22 protein-coding genes are annotated in these 21,394 nt (G+C 28.6%); 7 read left to right on the top strand and 15 right to left on the bottom strand.

Features of this window, described 5'->3' with window-relative positions:
• Nucleotides 1–53: 53 nt before the first annotated feature.
• Entirely contained in the window at nucleotides 54–332 is a 279-nt protein-coding gene (locus P8F83_RS19445; RefSeq protein WP_326512341.1) for an ArsR/SmtB family transcription factor, read from the bottom strand.
• Between the two features lie 18 nt (nucleotides 333–350).
• Nucleotides 351–2,693 (bottom strand): bifunctional glutamate--cysteine ligase GshA/glutathione synthetase GshB, encoded by a 2,343-nt coding sequence (gshAB, locus tag P8F83_RS19440; protein ID WP_326512340.1) that lies wholly within the window; start codon nucleotides 2,691–2,693, stop codon nucleotides 351–353.
• Between the two features lie 270 nt (nucleotides 2,694–2,963).
• Here gshAB and P8F83_RS19435 point away from each other — a divergent pair, with 270 nt between their 5' ends.
• Genes P8F83_RS19435 through P8F83_RS19420 form a run of 4 tightly spaced genes read left to right on the top strand, consistent with a single transcriptional unit; the run spans nucleotide 2,964 to nucleotide 6,390 of the window.
• A complete protein-coding gene (locus tag P8F83_RS19435; RefSeq protein WP_326512339.1) occupies nucleotides 2,964–3,917 on the top strand; it encodes a CobW family GTP-binding protein in 954 nt (317 codons plus the stop codon).
• 28 nt (nucleotides 3,918–3,945) lie between these two features.
• Nucleotides 3,946–4,602, top strand: a complete 657-nt coding sequence (locus tag P8F83_RS19430; protein ID WP_326512338.1) for a GTP-binding protein — start codon at nucleotides 3,946–3,948, stop codon at nucleotides 4,600–4,602.
• Nucleotides 4,603–4,606: 4 nt separating this feature from the next.
• The gene (locus tag P8F83_RS19425) at nucleotides 4,607–5,650 is read left to right on the top strand and encodes a permease (protein ID WP_326512337.1); all 1,044 of its coding nucleotides are present in this window, start codon (nucleotides 4,607–4,609) and stop codon (nucleotides 5,648–5,650) included.
• Nucleotides 5,647–6,390: a TIGR03943 family putative permease subunit gene (locus P8F83_RS19420; RefSeq protein ID WP_326512336.1), complete on the top strand. Its 744-nt coding sequence runs from the start codon at nucleotides 5,647–5,649 to the stop codon at nucleotides 6,388–6,390. The genes P8F83_RS19425 and P8F83_RS19420 overlap by 4 nt, the downstream gene beginning before the upstream one ends.
• A 57-nt stretch (nucleotides 6,391–6,447) precedes the next feature.
• On the opposite strand, the gene P8F83_RS19415 is transcribed toward P8F83_RS19420, so the two are convergent.
• Both P8F83_RS19415 and P8F83_RS19410 read right to left on the bottom strand, forming a co-directional pair.
• A complete protein-coding gene (locus P8F83_RS19415; protein WP_326512335.1) occupies nucleotides 6,448–6,891 on the bottom strand; it encodes a sensor histidine kinase in 444 nt (147 codons plus the stop codon).
• A complete protein-coding gene (locus P8F83_RS19410; RefSeq protein ID WP_326512334.1) occupies nucleotides 6,875–8,401 on the bottom strand; it encodes an MASE3 domain-containing protein in 1,527 nt (508 codons plus the stop codon). The genes P8F83_RS19415 and P8F83_RS19410 overlap by 17 nt, the downstream gene beginning before the upstream one ends.
• A 451-nt stretch (nucleotides 8,402–8,852) precedes the next feature.
• Between P8F83_RS19410 and P8F83_RS19405 the strand changes: the two genes are divergently transcribed.
• Both P8F83_RS19405 and P8F83_RS19400 read left to right on the top strand, forming a co-directional pair.
• Nucleotides 8,853–9,440: a TetR family transcriptional regulator gene (locus P8F83_RS19405; RefSeq protein ID WP_326512333.1), complete on the top strand. Its 588-nt coding sequence runs from the start codon at nucleotides 8,853–8,855 to the stop codon at nucleotides 9,438–9,440.
• A gap of 21 nt (nucleotides 9,441–9,461) precedes the next feature.
• Nucleotides 9,462–9,896, top strand: coding sequence for an SRPBCC domain-containing protein (locus P8F83_RS19400; protein ID WP_326512332.1), 435 nt, complete (start codon nucleotides 9,462–9,464; stop codon nucleotides 9,894–9,896).
• Nucleotides 9,897–10,095: 199 nt separating this feature from the next.
• On the opposite strand, the gene P8F83_RS19395 is transcribed toward P8F83_RS19400, so the two are convergent.
• The 10 genes from P8F83_RS19395 to P8F83_RS19350 form a co-directional block, all read right to left on the bottom strand.
• Nucleotides 10,096–11,334 (bottom strand): DUF1015 domain-containing protein, encoded by a 1,239-nt coding sequence (locus P8F83_RS19395; RefSeq protein WP_326512331.1) that lies wholly within the window; start codon nucleotides 11,332–11,334, stop codon nucleotides 10,096–10,098.
• A gap of 63 nt (nucleotides 11,335–11,397) precedes the next feature.
• The gene (locus tag P8F83_RS19390; protein WP_315114299.1) at nucleotides 11,398–12,561 is read right to left on the bottom strand and encodes a phosphoglycerate dehydrogenase; all 1,164 of its coding nucleotides are present in this window, start codon (nucleotides 12,559–12,561) and stop codon (nucleotides 11,398–11,400) included.
• Between the two features lie 21 nt (nucleotides 12,562–12,582).
• The gene (serC, locus tag P8F83_RS19385) at nucleotides 12,583–13,665 is read right to left on the bottom strand and encodes a 3-phosphoserine/phosphohydroxythreonine transaminase (protein ID WP_326512330.1); all 1,083 of its coding nucleotides are present in this window, start codon (nucleotides 13,663–13,665) and stop codon (nucleotides 12,583–12,585) included.
• 283 nt (nucleotides 13,666–13,948) lie between these two features.
• Entirely contained in the window at nucleotides 13,949–14,131 is a 183-nt protein-coding gene (locus tag P8F83_RS19380; protein WP_073022773.1) for a hypothetical protein, read from the bottom strand.
• 51 nt (nucleotides 14,132–14,182) lie between these two features.
• Entirely contained in the window at nucleotides 14,183–15,691 is a 1,509-nt protein-coding gene (locus P8F83_RS19375) for a carboxypeptidase M32 (protein WP_326512329.1), read from the bottom strand.
• Nucleotides 15,692–15,706: 15 nt separating this feature from the next.
• Entirely contained in the window at nucleotides 15,707–15,880 is a 174-nt protein-coding gene (locus tag P8F83_RS19370; protein WP_326512328.1) for a hypothetical protein, read from the bottom strand.
• Between the two features lie 304 nt (nucleotides 15,881–16,184).
• On the bottom strand, nucleotides 16,185–17,447 hold the full coding sequence (locus tag P8F83_RS19365; protein ID WP_326512327.1) for an ammonium transporter: 1,263 nt from the start codon (nucleotides 17,445–17,447) through the stop codon (nucleotides 16,185–16,187).
• A gap of 264 nt (nucleotides 17,448–17,711) precedes the next feature.
• On the bottom strand, nucleotides 17,712–18,731 hold the full coding sequence (locus P8F83_RS19360; RefSeq protein WP_326512326.1) for a hypothetical protein: 1,020 nt from the start codon (nucleotides 18,729–18,731) through the stop codon (nucleotides 17,712–17,714).
• Nucleotides 18,732–19,047: 316 nt separating this feature from the next.
• On the bottom strand, nucleotides 19,048–19,308 hold the full coding sequence (locus P8F83_RS19355; RefSeq protein WP_238905173.1) for a pro-sigmaK processing inhibitor BofA family protein: 261 nt from the start codon (nucleotides 19,306–19,308) through the stop codon (nucleotides 19,048–19,050).
• A 26-nt stretch (nucleotides 19,309–19,334) separates the two neighbouring features.
• The gene (locus P8F83_RS19350) at nucleotides 19,335–19,607 is read right to left on the bottom strand and encodes a DUF2508 family protein (protein WP_326512325.1); all 273 of its coding nucleotides are present in this window, start codon (nucleotides 19,605–19,607) and stop codon (nucleotides 19,335–19,337) included.
• A 162-nt stretch (nucleotides 19,608–19,769) separates the two neighbouring features.
• Here P8F83_RS19350 and P8F83_RS19345 point away from each other — a divergent pair, with 162 nt between their 5' ends.
• Nucleotides 19,770–20,369 carry a tyrosine-type recombinase/integrase gene (locus P8F83_RS19345; protein ID WP_021803886.1) on the top strand — a complete coding sequence of 200 codons (600 nt, stop codon included), beginning with the start codon at nucleotides 19,770–19,772 and terminating at the stop codon, nucleotides 20,367–20,369.
• An 80-nt stretch (nucleotides 20,370–20,449) separates the two neighbouring features.
• Here the strand turns inward: P8F83_RS19345 and P8F83_RS19340 are convergent, their stop codons facing one another.
• The gene (locus P8F83_RS19340) at nucleotides 20,450–21,367 is read right to left on the bottom strand and encodes an ROK family protein (RefSeq protein WP_326512324.1); all 918 of its coding nucleotides are present in this window, start codon (nucleotides 21,365–21,367) and stop codon (nucleotides 20,450–20,452) included.
• Between the last annotated feature and the right edge of the window lie 27 nt (nucleotides 21,368–21,394).

The raw sequence follows: 21,394 nt of genomic DNA, 5'->3' as shown, positions 1-21,394 counted from the left end.
TGCTGATATAATAAAAGGCTGCATAGATAATTTTTTCTATGCAGCCTTACTGATTACCTATTTTCTTTTTCATAAATCTCTTCAGTAACTTTAATTAGATCCATAACCTTAGGACTTCTAATCTTATAATAGATAAACATTCCTCTTTTTTCAGCCTCTACTATTTTTGCATCCTTTAGTATCTTAAGATGCTGTGATAGGTTTGCCTGGCTAAATTCAATGTCTTCATTAATCTCACAAACACACCCTTCACCTTCATACAACTTCTTTAGTATTTTTATTCTTATTGGATGGGCTAATGCTTTAAATATATTAACTTGAAATTCTTCCATATAACACACCTCTTAAATCTAGCCCCTGAATAGTAAATTAAGAACTTTTTCCCCTACGTTTCTATTCTTTCCTTTGTAAGGATAACAATGAATGTGTATAGCTGGGTTAAAGTTTAACTCTATAATTCCATAGTTATCTTTAGATATTTTCTCATTAATGTTAGTAATCATCATATCCACTCCACATATAGATGCACCCACTGCTTTAGCTGCTTTTATAGCCATTTCTTTATAGCTTTCATCTATCTTATCTGTATAATCAATACTGTCCCCACCAGTACTAACATTAGAATTTTCTCTTAAATATACAATCTCATCTTTATTTGGCACATAAGTAAAGTGCTTACCTTGAGCTTTTAAGAACATCTCTTCTATTTCACCTAAAGATATTTTTTCAAGAGGTGTTTTATATCCCTTTCCTCTTAAACTATCCTTATTCTTTTCCTTAACTAGCTCTGATATATTATTTACTCCATTACCACATACATTGGCTGGTACTCTGTGAAGTATTCCTACTACTTCATCATCTATAACTAAAAATCTATATTCTTTGCCTTCTATAAACTCTTCTACTAAAACCGTATTATCATTATCAAATGCTATTTCTAGCGCTCTTCTAAAGTCATCTTTATTAAATCCATCCTTAAATATAGATATACCTATACCAAAGTTAGTAGATTTAGGTTTTATAACTATCTTCTTATTCTCGAACTTATCGTAGAACTTCATAGCTTCTTCTATGCTATTATAATTTTCTCCACTAGGTATTCTAACTTCATTTTCTTTCAATACTTCCTTAGTAACCACTTTATTTTCCATAACAAGAACAGTACTATAAGAATCTTTGGAAGTTTTAGTAGCTTGCTTTACGTACTCTGTTTTTCCATTAAAGCTAAGACTTATAAAATTCTCTTTTCTATCTATTACTTTAAATTCTATACCTCTTTTTATAGAATCTTTTATTAATATCTGAGTTGATAATTCTAAATCTTCATATCCTATTAAATTAAAGTTCTTTTTTTGAGTTTCTTCTAAATATTCTTTAGCTTTATCTATATGAAAGTCTACGTATGATTTCTCTTTTATTCCTTGAAGAACCTTATAAGAATAGGTCTGCTTTGAATCTAATATTTTTTCCTTAGCATTAGCTACTATATTTAATAAAAATTCTTCTTTAATTCCTAATTTTCTAACTAAATGCTCCATATCATATATAATTTTTAAAGCTTCATCCTTTAGAAGTACTTTTTCAGACTCACTATTCAATATTGTTAAGTCTGACTTTCTTCCTAATGTTGCTACTATATTATGATTTATATTAGAAATTTCCTGCTCTTTTTCATTAAACTGGCTATCTTCCTTTAACAACATATAAATTAAGAAAGTATTTATTAAATACAAATCCTCTAGAAATATTCCATTTTTACTTAATGGATTTAAATCTAATATTCTTACTTCTACGTACTTTATTCCATCGCTTTTTAATATCTCTAAAGAATTCTTACCGCCTATTGATTTAACCCTAATAGGACTATATAATTCACTTGCATTTTCAATCTTATTACAGTGAATTAATTCTTTTATACTTTCTATATAACCACTTAAACTATCATAATTAATAGGAAAATCTTCTTTGTTTTTATATCCACATATTCCATTTCTAAGGGATACTAGATTTTCAGAGTAGCTAGTTTCATCTTCTAAACTTTCACTAATTTCTACGCAACTATCCATATAGCTTTTATGAAATACTGGACTTGCCCCAGTAAGATATATTAGAAACCATCTATATTTTAAGAAATTTTTTACTGTTCTTAAATATATAGAGCTTTTAAAATCCTTAAAGTCTTTACTGCTGCTAAACTCTCTATATAAATGTCTTAAAAAATCCTCATCAAATGAGAAGTTAAAATGTATTCCTGATAATAGTTGTTTCTTTCTACCATACTTCTCTGCTAATTTCTCTCTATATTCTCTCTCAACTTTACCTGCCTCTCCATAACAAGCTATTGGAATTTCACCATCACTTGGTAATATAGGAGGATTGCTTTGAGGCCATAGATATTCATCTTTTAATGTACTAGAAACTATATTCTGGAGATTCTCCAAAAAGTCATACATTTCCTCTAAGCTTTTACAGGCCGGTGTTACTACCTCTACCTGACTTTCAGAAAAGTCTGTTTTAATAAAAGCATTTTCTAATTTATCTCCAAACTCCGCTGGATGCGCAGTTAAAGCTAAATGTCCATCTTTATATACTCTAACATTCTCTTTCTCTATTCCAAAATTACCTTTAAACAAGTCTTCACTTAAGTTTTCTTTAACTAAAAAATCCAGTAATTTATTATCAATACCTTCCATCCTAACACCTTCTACGCATAATACTATTTAAAATTATTTGTTCCATAATTATAAATTATTCTTGATGTAAAAATACTATTAATAATTTTTAAATTTTGCCATAAAGTATTATAAGTATATTAGAATTTGCTTATATAGTCAATGACTTTCGTATTGTGTAAATCAAATTAACATTCTCTTAAATTTTGGTAAATGCAATTCATTTGCATTGATTCAAACTCTTATATGCTTTAAAATATATATTATAAAAATAATAATAAGGATGGTTTTATGAAAATTAAAGTTGATGTATTTTCAGGATTTTTAGGTGCCGGTAAAACACTGTTAATTAAAAAATTAATAGAAGAAAATTTAAAGAATGAAAAAATAGCTATAATTGAAAATGAGTTTGGAGAGATAGGCATAGATGGAGGATTTTTAAGAAATTCCGCTATAGATGTTAAGGAGATAAATGCTGGTTGTATTTGTTGCAGCGTTTACGGAGATTTTAAAGCAGGTATTAAAGAAGTAATAGATAAGTATCACCCTGAAAGAATAATTATTGAACCTTCTGGGGTGGCTAAATTATCTGAAGTTCTTTCTGTTTTTAAAGAGTCAGATTTTAAAGAAAAGCTTTCACTCAATATAATAATGACGGTCATAGATATAACTAAATATGATATGTATGTTGCTAATTTTGATGAGTTTTATAAAGATCAAATAAGAAAAGCCAAAACTATTATATTAAGTAGAACTCAAAATGTTTCTAATGAAACTGTTGTTGATGTTGTCAGTAAGATAAAAACATTAAACAATTCAGCAAGCATAATAACCACCCCATGGAATAACATTAAAGCTAAAAATATATTAGAAACTGCTGAAGATAATTCAGAAAACACTATTTTTAATAAAATTAATTTACTAAATAAGGTACCTAGCAAGGTGTCAGTAAGAACTTCCACAGTAAATACCACTAAGACTACCTTCAAAACCATAGGTATTGAAACTCCAAAAATACTTACTAAAAGTCAATTGAAAAATAATTTAGAGAAGCTAAATAACTCTATGTATGGTCTTGTGCTACGTGCAAAAGGTATTGTTGAGTGTACTAATGGAGAATGGGTGGAGTTTGATTATGTACCAAATGAATTTGAAATTAGAAAATCCTTGCCAGATTATAGCGGAAGAATTTGTGTTATAGGCGAAAACTTGAGTAAAGATAATATAGAAAAGTTATTTCGTTAATATTTGAGATTTAGAAAGGACTTATCTTATGAATACTAAAGCGGATATAGAGATAGTTACAGGATTTATAGGTGCTGGGAAAACCACATTTATTAATTCTCTTATAAAAAATACCTATTTAAATATAGAAAACTTACTTATAATTCAATATGAACAAGGTAATCAGAAAATTCTTGAGGTAATTACAAATGATAATAATATAAATCTAGAGGTGATTCCTGGGGGATCTCCTCTAGATTCTTTTCATTTAGAAAATATTATAAAAAAATATAAACCGCATAGAGTTATTATAGAATATAACGGAACTAAAAATCTTTCAGATTTATTAGATGTTTTATATTCAAAAAGCATAAAAAAGATAGCTAAAGTCACTTCTACATTTTTTATTACAGATTGTTTGACTTATGATATGTTTTTAAATAACATGCCTACTTTAATTACGCCTAACCTATATCACAGTAATCTTATAATATTTAATAACTCTAACAAAATTCCCGAAAAAAATTTATCTACTATAACTAAAGAAATACGTTCTATAAACAAAGATTCTTTCTTCTTAAATATTGATGATATTTCTAAGCTAGATACCTTACTAGATGAAACAGGATTTATGGATAGAGGTTTTTTTAAAGCCACTCGCATATTAACTAAAAATTTTATTTCTAAATTAACTCTGAGGAGATGATATCTTGCAATATAGAAGTACTGATTCTAAAAACATTATAAATATTTTATCAAAACTAGCTATACTCCCTATAATAGCACTTATAATTCTGTTATCTATAAAGTTTAAAATAGTTATTAATATGAGAACTTTAAGCAATTTTTCGGTTATATTTACAAGTATAATTTTAGAGGCACTACCTTTTATTTTCATTGGGTCTTTAATATCTTCATTAATTCAACTATTTGTATCTGAAGAAACCCTAGCCAAGATACTACCTAAAAATAAATTATTAGCTTTAATGGCTGCTTCAGTAGTTGGTATTTTTCTTCCTATATGTGAATGTGCAATAATACCAATCGCAAAAAGATTAATAAAAAAAGGAGTTCCTGTTGGGGTTGCAACTACCTTTATGTTAGCTACACCTATTATTAATCCTGTTGTTATTCTATCAACCTACTATGCATTTAGTAATAATATTCAATTCCTTTTTTTAAGAGTTTTAGGTGGAATTATTGCCGCTATAATAATAGGTTTTATAATTAGTACTCTTGATAAAAATAAAGATGAGGTTTTAAAATCAACAGATTATGACTTTGATGATGATTTATGTCTATGTGGGACTTCACATAATTACTCAGAAAAAAAATCAAAAATCTCTACTCTATTTGATACCGTAGGATCAGAATTCTTAGATGTGAGTAAATATGTTATATTAGGAGCGATGCTTTCAGCTATATTTCAGGTTTTAGTTTCAAGAGATAGTTTGAATTACCTAGGAAATAATTCGCTCTTGTCTGTAGTTGCTATGATGTCCTTAGCATTTTTACTGTCTATATGCTCTGAAGCTGATGCTTTTATAGCCTCAACGTTTGTTGGACAGTTTACAAATGGTTCTATAATAGCGTTCCTTATTTTTGGTCCTATGCTGGATATAAAAAATACTTTAATGCTTATTGGTGCTTTTAAAAAGAGATATATTTTATTACTGTTAGTCTCAATATGCGTACTCTGCTATTTGATAGGTTCTTCTATAAATATAATAGAGATTGTGAGGTTTTTTAAATGAGAAGATTCAATATAAATGAGTTTATAAAATTTATAACTTTTCTTTTGTTATCTTTATTTTTATATGATTTAACGTCTACAGGCAAAATTAAGCTCTTTATAAGTCCTAAAATAATTTTATTTGTTAATATATTTCAAGTTGCTTTAGCCGTGTTAACTATATATCAGTTAAGCAGAAGTTTTACTACAATGAGCAACAGGCCTATTAATAAAGTTTTCCTATTGTTCTTATTTATGATTCTTATAGGAAAAGGTGCTGCAAAAGCTGGAATAGATGCAACTATAGTAGATAATAAAGGTGTAAAAGCTATTAATAAAATTGCAAATGTATCTGGGGAGTTAACTAAAGAAGAAAGGCAGCTGAAGCTTCCATTAGACATAACTCAAGAAAATTTTGTTTCTATACTATCAGATATTTTTGAGCACACAGATTCATATAACGGAAGAATTGTAACCATAAGCGGGTTTGTGCACAAAGATGAAGGCTTAGACAAAAATGAATTTGTAATAGGTAGATTATTTATGAGCTGCTGTGTAGCCGATTCTCAACTTATAGGTCCAATAGGAAGGCTTCCTCATGATTCTTCTCAGTTAAGTGAAGGTACTTGGATTAAAGTCCAAGGGAAAATTTCTTCTAAAACCTATTCCTTTGATAATCAATTAACTACAACTCCTGTTGTTGTTATTGATAAGTTTGAAGAAATTCCTACTCCACAAGATGGGTATGTTTATATAAAATAATGAGGTGCCCATGGGCACCTCAGCTAGTAATGTTATCATTTACACTTATATTTAAAACTATATAATTTCATCCTCTATATCTTCATCTATATATGGCATAACAATTTTGAAGGTAGTTCCTACCCCTAGTTTGCTTTGTATTTCTATTCTTCCCTCATGTTCTTTTATTATTTGATAACATGCATTAAGTCCTAGGCCTGTACCTGTCTTTTTAGTTGTAAAAAATGGTGTACCTATTTTCTTTTTAGTTTCTTCATCGATTCCAGTTCCATTATCAGATATATTTATAAAAACTTCTTTGCACTCTTCATCTAATCCTGTACTTATCTTTAATGTTGGATTCAACACCTTATCCATAGATTCTACAGCATTTTTACATATATTAAGTATAACCTGCTTAATCTGTGTCTCATCACATAGTATATATCTTTCATCATAGTCTATATCTAAAACCAATTGTGAATTATTCATTAATGAAGATGTTTCAATAGTATTCCTCATTGAAAGTACTAAATGATACTTCAACTAACTCGGTTTCTCTAGGCTTTGATAAATTCAAGAAATCAGTAATTATTCTATTTACTTCATTTGTATCACAATTAATTTTCTGAGCATATTTTTTAATCTTATCATTATTACAATATAACTCTATTAGCTGACTATTTCCCTTTATAGTAGTTAAAAAATTTCTAGTTTCATGAACAATTGTAGCTCCCATTTGTCCCATTAAAGCTAGTTTCTCTTGATTTATTAACTTCTTTTGTTCCTCTTTTATCCTTGTAATATCATGCATTACACAAACTACACCGATTTTATCATTATAATTGTCTGTAATAATAGAGAAGGTAACTTGTACATATTTTTTATTTCCCTTTGGAGTTTTAATTTGCCAATCATCTATTTTATTCTTGTAATTATCAAAATCAAACCTTTTAGGTATATCTTTATCAGTTAACTTTATAATCTTAATAAGTTCGTTTATATTAGTATTTATTATATCACTATATTCCATATCCACTAAATTTGTATATGATTCACTACATACAACTATTTTACCTTTATAATCTACAATTATTGTTGGTACTGACACAGCATTTAATATTTCTTCCACATTTAAACTAAGACTTTTAACAATTGGTTCTTTTTTTATGCTACTATTCAACAATACATGATGATTTTTTCTATATGTTTTCATCTCTTTATTTATAGACTGATTATTTCTACCAATTAAATCTTCAAAAACCCCTTTATAAAGATATAAATAACTACAAGTTCTAAGGATAGTAACAAGGATTACCCAAAAAGAACTAACTCCTTCTAAAAAAATAGAAGAAATTTCAGCTAAAATAACAAAAAATATACTTAAATAAAGGTACCTCGATTCTAAAATTATATTCCTCGTAAAGCTATCTTTAATTTTATTAATCATATATATGGCTATACCTAAACTAACAGAACTTAATATTATCTTTATAGTGTTTAAATTGTATTTATCATACTCATTTAAAAATTGTAAAACTTGTATGTGAAGAATTAGAATCAAATTAACACTAATAATTCCAAAACATAATATAATAGTTTTTTTATAACTCGCTAATTTCTTAGTTCCACATAAGTGTATAAATAAAACTATAATCTCCAAAATCCTCGCTACCATCCAGTATTTTAAAGATATATTTACCCCATTAATCTCAATATCTTGTAATAAGTGACTGTAATTATAAAAATGTATAAAATCCACTATTGATACTATAAGAAAGCCAGGACACAAAATATTAAGGCTTTTTTTATCAGAATGTATATTAAAAGCAATTAAAAATATAGCTAATAAAATAAAAATATTAATTAGCCCCAAAATAATATTTGTTAGTTGGCTATTTATGCTCCAAAATACCATCCATATTAATAAAGATGCACTTACAGCTACTAAAAACGTCCCAACTAATCTAATAACTATATTTTTATACAATCTTTCGTAATTTTTTTCATACTTTAGACTCAATATACTCATAAATACCCCTTATTAAATATTATTTACTATCTTCTACCCTATACCCCAATTCATACTATCAAATTTTATCATTAATACATTGTTTACTATAATCTTACATATTTCTAAAAATAGTATAACAAATATTGTCATATTTTACAATAGATATTAACATATTATCCACAGCATTATTAACAATATTTGTTGATAATCTATAATTAAATGAGTTTATCCACAACTTTTGTCATATATTTAATAAAAGCAAGGATAAATAATAATGTCATAATATATTGACAAACATTTTTTTCACGAATATAATTTAATCAATCGATTGATTAAATTTTTCTTTAGATAACTAGAGTTATAACTGATTAATATGAATATTTAATGAATTAAGAAAACTAAATAAGTTTACAATTGAAATCTATTGTATACAAATGCAGTTACGTAAATAAAATACGAGGTGACTTTTATGAATAATACTGAGACTAAAGACAAGATATTAGCAGCGGCTAAAGAATTATTTGCAAAAAAAGGTTTTGATGGTACATCTACAAGAGAAATTGTTAATGCTGCAGGAGTTAATATCTCTCTAATAGCATATCATTTTGGGGGTAAAGAAAATCTATTTTTCTCTATGTTTGATCATTTTATGGAAGATACATATCATAACGAAACTAACATAACGCCTTCCGCTATTCTTGATGAATTTAAATCAATAATAAAGTATATAATAAGCCTTAGATTTGAGGATCCTCAATTAGTTAAAATACTTCACCATGAAATTATTTTAAATAGCAGTCGGTGCGATAAAATTAAAGACTCACTAACTCCTATTTGGAATCGTATGAAACTTTTATTGCTTGAAGGTAAAGAAAACGAATTATTTAAATTTGAGAATATTGATAATGCATTGTCCTTCACCATGTCTGTTGCAATTTTCCCTCGTCAAAACCGGTATTTTATTGAGTCAACTAATTCTAATACAAACCGTTTAAATATTGATAATACTATAAATGAACTGGTTAATTTTATTTTAAAAGGTCTAAGCGTTAATTAATATAACAAGGAGATGAAGGTTATGAAGGAAATTAAAACTGAAATACTAATAAATTCAACTGTAGACAAAGTATGGAGCACATTAACAGATTTTGATTCTTATCCTAATTGGAATCCATTTATTAAATATTTTAAAGGAACTCCAAAAGAAGGTAATAGAATAGAGGTAAAATTAGTACCTCCTAACTCTAAAGGTATGGTTTTTAAACCAACTATACTAAAATTTATACCCAATAAAGAACTTCGATGGTTAGGTCACACTTTGATATCAGGTTTATTTGACGGTGAACATATATTTGAATTAATATCTAACAGTGATGGCACCACAACATTTATTCAACGTGAAAAGTTTGGTGGTATATTAGTACCTCTTTTAAAGAACTCTCTTGATGATACAAAAGCCGGATTTGAGTTGATGAATAAAAAAATTAAGGAAATTTGCGAGATGACTTTATAGATACCTATTAACAAAATACAAAATTTACTTCGTTAAATATATAATTAAATTTGAACAAAAAATAGCATGAAATCAAGATTGTACATTAACTTAACAGTTATAGTTTTCTTGATTTTATGCTATCTATATTTTTTTATGCTTTTAATTGTTTTATCTTAGTTTTACTTCTTGGACGATCTTTTTTTGACTGAGACATATACTATAGTTCATGTATGAATATTCCACTTCTAAGTTTTGGTTCAAACCAAGTTGATTTTGGTGGCATCAACTCATTTGCATCAGATACATCAAATAATTCTGTTATTGATGTAGGATGCATAGAAAATGCTACTTTCATTTCTCCGCTATCTACTCTTTTCTCTAGTTCTTTTAGCCCTCTTATTCCACCAACAAAATCTATTCTTTTGTCTGTTCTTATATCTTTTATATTAAGTATAGGACTTAATAAATTATTTTCTAATATTGCAACATCTAATCCTTGTACTGGATCATCTGAAAGTAACTCCTCATCTAAAGCTAGCTTGTACCACGTATTATCTAAATACATTCCAAAGGTTGCTTTTTCTTCTGGTTTATACGCTTCTGACCCAACTTCTTCAACCTTGAAATTCCTTGATACTTCGTACAAAAAATCTTCCTTGGAATATCCATTTAAGTCTTTTACTACACGATTGTAATCTAGTATCATAAGTTGGTCATGTGGGAATAACACTGAAAGAAAGAAGTTAAATTCCTCATCTCCAGTATAACCTGGATTCTCTTCTCTTCTTTTTAGACCTACCTTTACTGCTGATGCTGTTCTATGATGTCCATCTGCTATATATATATTGTCTATATTTTTAAATGCTTCTGCTATGACTTTTACATCAGCTTCCTCACTTACCTTCCAAACTACATGCTTAACTCCATCTTGTGCTATAAAATTATATAAAACCTCTTCAGTTTTAATCTTATTAACAACCTCATTAATTATTTCTTGTGATCTATAAGCTAAAAATATAGGACCAGTTTGAGCATTACATATATCAACATGATTTATTCTATCTATTTCTTTATCTTCTCTAGTTTTCTCATGTTTTTTTATAACATCATTTAAATAATCATCAATAGATGCACAACCTACTACTCCTGTTTGAGAACGTCCATTCATAGTAAGCTCATATATATAATATCCTTCTTCATTATCATTTAATAAAGTTCCATCTTGAAGCATTTCTTGAAGTATATCTCTTGCTTTTTCATATACTTGTTTATCGTAAGGATTAAAATCTTTATCAAACTGCGTTTCAGCTCTATCTATTTTTAAAAAGGATAATGGTTCTTTTAATACTTCTTCTAGCGCCTCGTCTCTATTATAAACATCGTAAGGAAGTGCAGCCACCTTACTTACCACGTTTTTCTCCGGTCTTATACATTTAAAAGGTTTTATAGTAGCCATAATATCTCTCCTTATCTAATATAAAATTTAAGGGGGCAACTTAACTTGTCCCCTTAACCTTAATTATTTAATAATTCTTACTTTTACTACTCCATCAATTTCCTTAATTTTCTCTACAAATTCCGTTGTAGCTGGTGCTTCTATATCTAGCATAGTGTATGCCCATTGACCTCTACTCTTATTAATCATGTCTGATATATTTATATTTTCATTAGCTAAAACGGAAGTAAATTGACTTAACATATTAGGAATATTTTTATGATTTATTGCTATACGTCCAACCTGAGTACAAACTCCCATATCACAATTAGGGTAATTAACAGAATTTTTTATATTACCATTTTCCAGGTAATCTCTTAGTTGTTTTACTGCCATAACTGCACAGTTGTCCTCTGATTCATTAGTTGATGCTCCCAAATGAGGAATTGCTATAACTCCCTTTGCTCCTGCAATCTTTGGATTTGGAAAGTCTGTTACGTATCTATAAACCTTTCCTGAGTTTAATGCTTCTAACATATCATCATCATTTACTAAAGTATCTCTTGAGAAATTTAATATCTTAACTCCATCTTTCATTATTGAAAAAGAGTCTTTATTAAACATACCTTTTGTAGAATCTAATGCTGGAACGTGAACTGTTATAAAATCACATTCTCTGAATATTTCTTCTAAAGACTTACTATGTCTTATATCTCTAGAAAGGTTCCATGCAGCATCAACCGATATAAAAGGATCATAACCATACACTTCCATACCTAATCTATTAGCTGCATTAGCTACTAATACTCCAATAGCCCCAAGCCCTATTACACCTAGTTTTTTACCTTGAATTTCTATTCCAGAAAATTTAGATTTATTTTTTTCTACAAGTTTTGCTACATCTTGATCTTCTTTTACTGACTCTACCCAATTCACGCCTCCAACTATGTCACGAGAAGATAAAAGTAACCCAGCTATAACTATTTCTTTTACTCCATTAGCATTAGCACCAGGAGTATTAAATACTACTATACCTTTTTCAGCACATTTTTCAAGTGGGATATTATTAACTCCAGCCCCTGCTCTTGCTATAGCTTCTAAGCTATCTGACAGTTCTAAATCATGGACGCTTGCACTTCTTACTAACACAGCTTCAGCATCACCAAAAGCTTCTACTTGCGTATATTTATCATCAAATATTTTTAATCCAATATCCGCTATAGGATTTAGACAATTTATCTTAAACATTTTTTCACTCCCCAATTCTCTTTAGCTATTTTCTGTTTCAAATTTTTTCATAAATTCTACTAAGGTTTTAACTCCTTCTATTGGCATAGCATTATATATACTAGCTCTCATTCCGCCAACACTTCTATGCCCTTTTAGATTTTCAAAGCCTAGTTCCTTAGCTTCTTTTATAAATTTAGCATTTAATTCTTCAGAGTCAGTTACAAAAGGAACATTCATTAAAGAACGATCTTTTTTAACAACAGTTCCTCTAAACATCTTACTCAAATCTAAGTAATCATATAATATGGCAGCTTTTTCTTCATTAATTTTCTTCATAGCCTCTAAGCCACCTTTATTTTGAATCCACTTAAACACCTTACCACATACGTATATTCCATAAGCTGGTGGTGTGTTATATAATGAAGCGTTGTCTACATGTATCTTATATTTAAGCATTGTAGGAGTTCCTGGTAATACATCTTCAGTTATTAAATCTTCACGAATAATAACAACCACAACCCCTGCAGGACCAATATTTTTTTGAGCTCCCGCAAATATTAATCCATATTTAGAAACATCTACTGGTTCAGATAATATATCTGATGACATATCTGCAATTAATATCTTGTCCCCTGTTTCAGGAAGTTCATTAAACTTAGTTCCATATATAGTGTTGTTGTGACATATATATACGTAATCAGCATCTTCTGATACTTTTATATCTTTTAAATCTGGTATATAAGAAAAAGTTTTATCCTCTGAAGAAGCTAAAACATTAACCTTTCCATAAATCTTTGCTTCTGATATTGCTTTTTTAGACCATTGTCCAGTATTTATATAGTCAGCAACTTTATTTTTCATTAAATTCATAGGAATCATAGCAAACTGTTGAGATGCCCCACCTTGAAGAAATAAAACCTTATAATTGTCAGGTATATTCATGAGTTCTCTTAACGAAGCTTCGGCATCCCCAATTATGCCTTCAAAAGCTTTGGAACGATGGCTCATTTCCATAACAGACATTCCTGTTCCTTTGTAGTCTAACATTTCTTCAGCTGCTTCCTTAAGCACCTCTTCTGGTAATACTGCTGGACCAGCAGAAAAATTATATACTCTTCCCATTAATAAAAGCCCCCTTAAATTTTTCTCTAAGCGTAAAACACTGTTAAAATATTATCAATTAGACATATTGTTATTTTAACATTTTATTTGTTAATTCTACTACTTTTTTATACTCAAAACAATGTTTTTATTATTAAATTTACCTTAATTCCTAAGTATTTATATTATTTTATAAATTTATAATTGTAAACCTTAAGAAATTAATATATGTTTATAACTTCAAAAATAGTACCTAAAAAATAAAATCACCACAACATTGATGCTTTTATTATAAATACTTATATCAATTTTTACTAATTTCTAAAATAAATTCATAGTTTCCTTTTATACAATTACCATTTTTATATTGTATACAGTTACTACAACTAGAATATATTTCTCTCATACTTAAATTATTTAATTCATTCATAGAGCAAAAATCTTCACATACTTCACCATTCATAACTGATAAATAAGGTCTATTCATATTATTCACCTCTTATGTATAGATATATATTATTTTGCTCTAAATTTCTACTTAAATACTATAAAGCTTTGAATATTTCTCTTCTAAATAATCAATAAAATATTGAGAGTTTAATTCTTCTCCTGTAACCTTAAGAATTAATTCTTTAGGAGAATATAATGAACCATATTTATGAACATTATCTTTTAGCCATTTTGTAATAGATATAATATCTCCTTTAGATATTAATTCATGGACATCCGGAATATCCTTTTTCATGGTATTAAAAATTTGAGCCCCATATAAATTACCTAATGCATAACTTGGGAAATATCCAAAAGATCCATCTGACCAATGCATGTCTTGAAGTACTCCTAAAGAATCTGTATCAGGCTCAACCCCTAAGTACTCTTTATATTTTTTCTTCCACACTTCTGGTAACTCTTCTACTGTTATTTCATCATTAAATAAAGCTTTTTCTATCTCATATCTAATTATTACATGAAGAGAATAAGTAAGTTCATCTGCTTCTGTTCTAATTAAAGATGGTTCAACTTTATTTACTAACTTATAAAATTCATTGAAATATATTTTATCAAAGCTTTTGAAAAGCTCTTTAATCTTAGGATATAAGTGTCTTAAAAACTCCTCACTTCTTCCTATAATATTTTCATAAAATCTAGATTGTGATTCGTGGATACCCATTGATGCTCCAGTAGACAACCAAGTGTTTTGTAAATCATCAGATATATTTTGCTCATATATCCCATGTCCACCTTCATGTATAGTAGAAAACAAAGCAGATAATAAATCATGTTCATAATAATGAGTAGTTAATCTTACATCTTTATTAGTAAAGTTAGTAGTAAAGGGATGTGTACTTTCATCTAACCTACCTGCTTCCATGTCAAAGCCGATTAACTTAAGTGCATATAAACTTAATTCTTTTTGTTTTTCTTTATCATAACTTGAATTTAATAAATCAGAATTTATAGTTATTTTACTATTCTTTATCTTATTTAGAAGCTCTACTAAAGCATCTCTTAAATCTCCAAATACCTTATCAAGAACTTCAACTGTTATTCCTTCTTCATACTTATCTAAAAGGGTATTATATTTATGATCTTTATATCCCCAATAGCCTACAAACTCTTTTTGAAAGTTTACAACCTTTGATAAATAAGGCTTAAAAATATTAAAATCATTTTTGTCCTTAGCTTCTTCCCAAGCAGCTTCCGATTTAGATGTAAGTATTACAAATTCTTTATACCTTTCTACTGGTATTTTTTTAGTTTCATTATATTCTTTATCTAATCTTTTTATCATTGCTTTATCAACTTGGCTTAACCCATCTGAGTTTTCTTTAAAAAACTTTAGAAACTCTCTCATCTCTTTAGAAGTCTGTTGATTAAATAATTGTTCTGAAAGAAGGCCTATAACTTCTGCTCTTCCTTCAACAGCTTTTTTAGGCATACATACAAGCTTATCCCAATAAATTAAATCTATAGCCTGTTTAGTAATTTCCATGGTTTTGATATATTCTTTAAACTCTACAAGTTTTTGTTCTAACTTTTTTTCCATACTTAAAAGTCCTCCTTATAACTCTTCTTCTATAGTCAAAATAGATTCTGTTTCTCTACAATACTTTACGCATAAACACTGTCCCAAATTTCTAGGACATTCGTAACACATGCAATCCCTATCTCCATTACAAGTTCCTTTTTTGTATTCTGGACAATGAGCACAATTAAATCCGTTTCCTCTAGTCATTAGTCTTTTATTCCTTTCCTATCCTATTTATATATAAGTATTATAACAAATCCATAAAAAAGTGGCTACGCCACTTCGCTAGGAAACCCTATGGTTCCCTTCGACGACACTGCGTGTCTGAGCACCCTCCTTAAGAAGCATGGGAGCACAACCTCCCCTACACCCCTTGCATTTTTTATTACATAGGAAGAATACTCTTTCCTATGTAATAAAAAAAGTATAAAACCAATTAAAAATTGGTTTTATACTTAATTTTTCACACAATATTATAAAAATAAACTTATATTTTTAACTTACTTAAAAACTATGCACTATAGCTTTCTTTTTCTTCTATTACTCCAAATTCACCATATGCATCTTTTCCATGCATAGTTACATCTAAACCATAATCTTCTTCAATATTTGTAGCTCTGAATACTGTAACTAATCCTATAACTTTTACTATTGCAAATGTTACTATAGCTGAATACACTATGGTTGCTGCAATACTTATAATTTGCGCTGATAAAAGAGTAACTCCACCACCGTAGAAAAGTCCATCTGCTCCAGCTGCATTAATTCCTGTTGTTCCGAATAGTCCTACTGCTATTCCTCCCCATATACCACCTATCCCGTGGCATCCAAATGCATCTAATGCATCATCATAACCGAATTTTTCTTTTAGGAAAGTTACTGCCCCATAACAAATTGCTCCGCCGATAGCACCTATAGCTAATGAAGCTATTGGTGTAACAAATCCAGCTCCTGGTGTTATTGCTACAAGACCTGCTACAGCTCCACTTATGAAACCAATAGCTGAGAATTTCTTAGTATGAGCATATTCAAATAACATCCAAGCTAATGCAGCAGCTGCTGCTGAAGTATTAGTAGTTATGAAAGCATCTAAAGCTACATCATTTAAACCTAAAGCACTTCCTGCATTAAATCCAAACCATCCGAACCAAAGAAGTCCTCCTCCAAGTATTGTCATTGGTATATGATGTGCAGTAATATCTTTTATATTTTTTCTCTTACCTATAAGTAAAGCCACTACCAAAGCCGAAATACCTGAACTTATATGAACAACATTTCCGCCAGCGAAGTCTAATGCACCAAGGTTTCTAATCCATCCTCCAACTCCCCATACCCAGTGAGCTATTGGATCATAAACTAAAGTAGTCCATGCTAATACGAATAGTATAACTGCTGGGAATCTCATTCTTTCAGCAAAAGATCCTGATATTAATGCAGGTGTTATAATTGCAAACATCATTTGAAATAACATAAATCCTTGATGAGGTATTGTTGCTGCATAATCTGCATTAGGTTCAAACCCTACACCATTTAATAAAGCATATTTTAAATCTCCTATAATTCCTCCAATATCATTCCCAAATACCAATGTATAACCTATTAATATCCATTGTATTGATACAAGTGCAATAGTTACGTAACTATGCATAGTGGTACTTACAACATTTTTCTTTCTAACCATACCACCGTAAAAAAGTGCTAAAGCTGGTGTCATTAACATAACAAGTGCCGTACAAACTAATACAAAAACTGAATCTGCTCCATTAAATCCCATATTAAGGTCCCCCTCTTTAAGTTTACATTTATTTTTATTTTATAATTCCTTAATCCTCAAATACTAAAAGATGAATTACCATGGTTTAATTCAAGTTCTTGCATTTGTTTTCACTAAAAAAGAAAAAGACGCTTAATAGAGCTGTTGCTCTATTAAACGCCTTCGTTTAATATATTTCTATTATATAAGCTGTAAAGAAAAAAGCAATACACTTTTTGAAATTTACAAAAGTTCATTTTGTAACCATTAACATTTGCAATTTGATTAATTTTTCTCTAATTTATTATCAATATTTTTAATCCCTAGCATTTTGTATATAATTATCGCTATTATAAACATAAAAATATTTATTCCTAAATTGATTTTATCAAAAGCTTGAGGCATAACTAATAGTACTGCTAAATCTAAAAATACAAGTACTGTAAAAGCTCCTATAAAAGCTAAAATTACTGATATAACTTCTTTAATCCAAAGAAAATAATAATCTCTATCTATTATATTTCCTTTTATTCTTTTCATTGCCTTGTAAGATAATAGCATTAATAAAGCACTAGAAGCCATGAAAAATGCTATACTTCCAAGTTGCATTCCTAAACTCTGAAGTTCTATTCTCCAATCAAAAGCAATAAAAAACACAAAATAATCTACTAGAAATGTACTTATTTTATTTAATAACCATTGAATAGGCCATAAATAGCTACTAATTAGAAGGTTAAATAATCCAAAAAGTAAAAACAAGCTATACTCTATCATAGGTAGCAATACCACTGCTATAAAATTATTTTTTATCAAAAACATAGATAAAAATCCTAAAGATCCTGCAGTAATAGATACCAAAGTAAATATTATGAAAAACATAACAACTCTAGATGCACCTATGGAATAACTTGAAAAAATATCACTATTAACAAAATAAGCCATTAATTTAAATAAAGAAATTATTAAAGTGTTTAGAGCTACCACAGAAATAAATGATAAATATTTAGTAAAAAAAACTTCCTTAAAGCTATATGTGTTTTTGTCAATGTCATTAAATAATTCTTTTTTGTCTTTAAACAAAAAAACTATAAATAATCCATATACAAAGTATAAAATACAAGCTTTAATTGGAGCTAAAGATAGATACTTTCTTATTAATACCTCACTTTCTGATATATTTTCTTGTGCTAAAAACATTGTATGAGTATTAGTTAAGAAAAAACTAATTACTACAATAAAAAACAGAGATAACAGAATAGTTTTTTTGTCCTTTAAAATTATTTCTTGGTTAATAAATTTTTTCATTTCTTTCCTTTCATTAATTGCTTCTATATATTGTATTAATGAAAGATTAAATTTATAATTTTTATTTATTTTTTGTAACACATTATTATATATTTCATATATTAGTTCTATAGGGATATACGTGATAGTGTCCTTATCAGGAACCTCTCAAGTTTGTTTCCTTTTCTTTTTTTGAATACCTCAACTCCCATCTATAAATAAACCTCAGCCAGTGGTTAATTGACCACTGGCTAATTGCTCTTCAGAACTACTATTCTTTTATTATGTAATAAAAAGGTACCAGAATTTTTAATTCTAATACCTCAAAAATAATTTCTTATAAAAATAACTTAAATATAACCAAAAATATTACTCCTGGAATCCCAAAGAATCCTGCTATTAAAGCTGTAGTTGCATTTATTCCTATGTACAGACCAAATGCCTGTCCAAAAAAATTGAAAATTATTAGTAATATTGCTCCTAATATACCATTTACTATTAATTTCATTAAAACCTTAAATGGCCATGAAAATATCTTAAATAGAAGCACTAATGCTATTAGCCCAATTACCCCATAAAGAATTTCTATAGGAAACATAATGACCCCCTCCTTAATTTAATTAACTAAGCTAGTTTCGTATATTTGTCCAAAATGTACTGGTTATCAACCTTTACGCCTCTTTCTTTGGCTTCCTTAATTAAAAAATCTAATCTTCTCTTAGCTGCCTGCTCTGTATATATGGCAACTTCAATTAAAGTTGGATTATTTACAGTTTCAAACATCATTTGTGCGGACTCTATATCTTTTATAGCTTTGTATATATCCTCTGTTATATTATCATACCTTAAATTCTCATCCTTAGAAAATAATATTTTTAAAATCGAATTTTTATTCATACTATACCTCCTATAATTTTATCTTAATTATTGACAATAATTACAAGTTATATGCATAAATTTCTTGAATAGTTATTTTTAGTTTTGACATTAATCTTAATAAATTGTATTATTTACTCAACAAAATAAATGTTTTGTTGTATTTACTAAGGAGGATTGTATATGGGCAGAGATGCTAGTGAAAAAATTAAATATCTAACGCAACAAGAAGCGTCTAGACTTTTTAACTCAATTAAAAATTCTAGAGGTATACATTCAATTAGAGATTTAGCAATATTTAGAGTAGCTTATAGATGTGGCTTAAGGGCTTCTGAGATAGCATTATTAAGACTAGAAGACTACAACATCTCCAAAGGGGAGATTTATTGCAAACGACTTAAAGGAAGTAAAAATAATACTATAAGATTGGATTCTATTACTAAAGAAATTGTTGATAAACACATAACAATAGCTAATATACATATAGATAGTGAAGCTTTATTTAAGAGCCAAAAGGACAAACCTATTTCTAGACATACCTTAGACTACTTAATGAAAAAATATTGCGCAACTGCTGATATTGATGATAAAAAGAAACACCATTTCCATGCTTTAAAACATAGTACTGCTGTTCACTTGGCAGAATCAGATATGGATATAAAAGAATTACAATGGTGGCTTGGTCACAAATCTATTTCAAATACCGAAATATATTTTCAATTCACTACAAGACAACAAGAAAAGATGTATGCTAAATTAGAAGAAAAAAGTGAAATGGTCTAGCCTCTATACATTCCATTATAGAATATAATAAATTTGAGTATGATAATTCAACTTTATATTATCATACTCATTTTTTTATATTAGTTATAGGTAGCCTTAAAATTATATACAGCTCCTAATAAGTTTGAATCATTAAAATATTTACATACTTTTATATTAGCTCTTATATCTGCAATAGATATTCCTTCATGTATTATATCTAGCTTTTGTTCTATTCTTTCAACTAAATCTTTTCTTGCGCTTATAGCTCCCCCGATAACTATTATTTCAGGGTCAAATGAGTATTGTAAATTGTATATACATTTTGCAGTTGTTTCAAAATACTCATCTATAGCTAAAATTGCATCTTCATCTCCATTATCAGCTAATTCAAAAACTTTTTTACCATCTAACTCACTTTTATCTATTCCTTTAAGCTCAGCTGCTCTCCTTACAATCGCATTAGTAGAGCCTTTATCACTCCATGTTGAGAATTTCTTATTTTTAAAATCAGCTTCAGCTATCATAAAGCCAAACTCTCCACCATAAAGGTTTTTACCTGTATGAAGCTTTCCATCAACTATAACAGCTCCTCCAATACCTGTTCCACATACTACGAATAACACATTTTTACAACCTTTAGCTACTCCATTCCAAACTTCTGCTAAAGCGGCACAATTAGCATCGTTTTCCATAGCCATTTTTAAGTTTGTACTATTTTCTATTAACTCCTTAATATTAGGACCGTGTATATAAGGCAATGCACTAGCACCGTTTATAAAGCCTGTTTTGTTATTAACTGCTCCTGGTGCACTAAGAGCTACCCCTACTAAATTATATTTAGATTTAAATTCATTTGTCACTTCTGATATGTTTTTTATAAGCTCATCTAGATCTTTTTCACCATCACCACTATGTGGGGTTTTAAAAGATTCCTTTTCTATTATTTCAGCATTTTCATCTATTATGCCATACTTTACTGATCCTCCACCAATATCAAAGGTCATATAATAATTCATAGATTTACCCTCCATCTATTAAAAGTA

It is taken from the genome of Clostridium intestinale (assembly GCF_035905475.1).
Lineage (GTDB): Bacteria > Bacillota > Clostridia > Clostridiales > Clostridiaceae > Clostridium_T > Clostridium_T intestinale.
Note: the sequence above shows the minus strand (reverse complement) of the source record. Positions and strands in the feature narration are given on the sequence as shown.

Coding starts and splice junctions, on each gene's coding strand:
- P8F83_RS19445 (WP_326512341.1), bottom strand. CDS start 332: ATGGAAGAATTTCAAGTTAATATATTTAAAGCATTAGCCCATCCAATA.
- gshAB (WP_326512340.1), bottom strand. CDS start 2,693: ATGGAAGGTATTGATAATAAATTACTGGATTTTTTAGTTAAAGAAAAC.
- P8F83_RS19435 (WP_326512339.1), top strand. CDS start 2,964: ATGAAAATTAAAGTTGATGTATTTTCAGGATTTTTAGGTGCCGGTAAA.
- P8F83_RS19430 (WP_326512338.1), top strand. CDS start 3,946: ATGAATACTAAAGCGGATATAGAGATAGTTACAGGATTTATAGGTGCT.
- P8F83_RS19420 (WP_326512336.1), top strand. CDS start 5,647: ATGAGAAGATTCAATATAAATGAGTTTATAAAATTTATAACTTTTCTT.
- P8F83_RS19415 (WP_326512335.1), bottom strand. CDS start 6,891: ATGAGGAATACTATTGAAACATCTTCATTAATGAATAATTCACAATTG.
- P8F83_RS19410 (WP_326512334.1), bottom strand. CDS start 8,401: ATGAGTATATTGAGTCTAAAGTATGAAAAAAATTACGAAAGATTGTAT.
- P8F83_RS19405 (WP_326512333.1), top strand. CDS start 8,853: ATGAATAATACTGAGACTAAAGACAAGATATTAGCAGCGGCTAAAGAA.
- P8F83_RS19400 (WP_326512332.1), top strand. CDS start 9,462: ATGAAGGAAATTAAAACTGAAATACTAATAAATTCAACTGTAGACAAA.
- P8F83_RS19395 (WP_326512331.1), bottom strand. CDS start 11,334: ATGGCTACTATAAAACCTTTTAAATGTATAAGACCGGAGAAAAACGTG.
- P8F83_RS19390 (WP_315114299.1), bottom strand. CDS start 12,561: ATGTTTAAGATAAATTGTCTAAATCCTATAGCGGATATTGGATTAAAA.
- serC (WP_326512330.1), bottom strand. CDS start 13,665: ATGGGAAGAGTATATAATTTTTCTGCTGGTCCAGCAGTATTACCAGAA.
- P8F83_RS19380 (WP_073022773.1), bottom strand. CDS start 14,131: ATGAATAGACCTTATTTATCAGTTATGAATGGTGAAGTATGTGAAGAT.
- P8F83_RS19375 (WP_326512329.1), bottom strand. CDS start 15,691: ATGGAAAAAAAGTTAGAACAAAAACTTGTAGAGTTTAAAGAATATATC.
- P8F83_RS19370 (WP_326512328.1), bottom strand. CDS start 15,880: ATGACTAGAGGAAACGGATTTAATTGTGCTCATTGTCCAGAATACAAA.
- P8F83_RS19365 (WP_326512327.1), bottom strand. CDS start 17,447: ATGGGATTTAATGGAGCAGATTCAGTTTTTGTATTAGTTTGTACGGCA.
- P8F83_RS19360 (WP_326512326.1), bottom strand. CDS start 18,731: ATGAAAAAATTTATTAACCAAGAAATAATTTTAAAGGACAAAAAAACT.
- P8F83_RS19355 (WP_238905173.1), bottom strand. CDS start 19,308: ATGTTTCCTATAGAAATTCTTTATGGGGTAATTGGGCTAATAGCATTA.
- P8F83_RS19350 (WP_326512325.1), bottom strand. CDS start 19,607: ATGAATAAAAATTCGATTTTAAAAATATTATTTTCTAAGGATGAGAAT.
- P8F83_RS19345 (WP_021803886.1), top strand. CDS start 19,770: ATGGGCAGAGATGCTAGTGAAAAAATTAAATATCTAACGCAACAAGAA.
- P8F83_RS19340 (WP_326512324.1), bottom strand. CDS start 21,367: ATGAATTATTATATGACCTTTGATATTGGTGGAGGATCAGTAAAGTAT.